The sequence below is a fragment of the Microcoleus sp. OTE_8_concoct_300 genome, assembly GCF_031383065.1.
In the GTDB taxonomy this organism is placed as follows: Bacteria; Cyanobacteriota; Cyanobacteriia; order Cyanobacteriales; family Microcoleaceae; genus Microcoleus.
On sequence record NZ_JANMZH010000213.1, the window covers coordinates 1 to 1052 of the forward strand.

Sequence of the window (1052 nt, forward strand, 5' to 3'; positions counted from 1 at the left end):
ACACTGTAATGCAGCCCCAGCAAGTGCGCGTTTTGCCGGGAAAACTCGACAACATCCCCGTTTTTAATAGTAATAGCCCCGAAGTTGTGCAAACGGAAGGCATTTTGCTCTCCACATTTCCGCAGGAATCAAAACAAGTACCTTCAGCTCATTTAAACTTTCCCTTCAAAGGCCGATTTGATATCTTCGCCCACCACATTGCAAAGGCCGCAAATAGTACCCAAACTCGCACCTTATTTCAAGGCATAATTGTTCACAATCCCAATTCCGAACCTGTCACTTTAAAAATATTACAAGGAGCAAGTTATTTAACTCGACCCGATGCTTTGTTTGTCGATTTGCCTTCCTATTTAGAAAATCGATTCGGCACTGTGTTTGCGGGGCCTGGCAGTCGTCTGACGAGCGATGTGTTGCGGGGGCACAGACAAGGCATTTTGCCGGCGGCGATCGAAATACCGGGCAATCAGAGCCGAATGCTGATGAATTTGCCGATACCTGTAGGGAATGTTACGCCTTCTTCTAATGGTCGATCGACCTTGATGCGAATGTCGAGCAGCAATTCGGTTTATGTGGCTAGTTTAGCGATGTTTGCTCCCAAAACTAAGGAAGGAATCGAACAATATCCGACTTTGGAACAGTGGGAAAATATTTTAACTACCAAAGGTTTAGCAGGGCCGAGAGATTTAACACCAAGTGCGATCGGCTCAAATCCTGAGCAAAAAATTTACGGGCGTGTAGCGGGAGTGGCTGAAGGTTCTCAATGGGAAGCTAAAATTACTGACAGTTCAAGAACCGATTATTTAACTATTCCCAAACGCGGTGAAGAATTTTCCTATGCCTTGAGCACTACGGATACTGGTACTTTTGGAACTGGTCAAATTCAGAGTGCCAAAATGTTAGCTCGCTATCCCGATACAGCTTATTTTGCTTCATTTGATCGCATCATCGTACACTAACACAAAGTCCAGTATGGTATATCGGACTATATACTATATCGCGTATTGGCTTGTTTTACGGATTGCGGATTGGAGAAAAATCAAAACTTGATTCGC

1 protein-coding gene is annotated in these 1052 nt (G+C 44.4%); it reads left to right on the plus strand.

Features of this window, described 5'->3' with window-relative positions; genetic code table 11:
- The coding region (locus ACUVJL_RS10520; protein ID WP_445245796.1) for a DUF3370 domain-containing protein at positions 1 to 956 on the plus strand (956 nt) is incomplete at its 5' end.
- Positions 957 to 1052 lie beyond the last annotated feature (96 nt).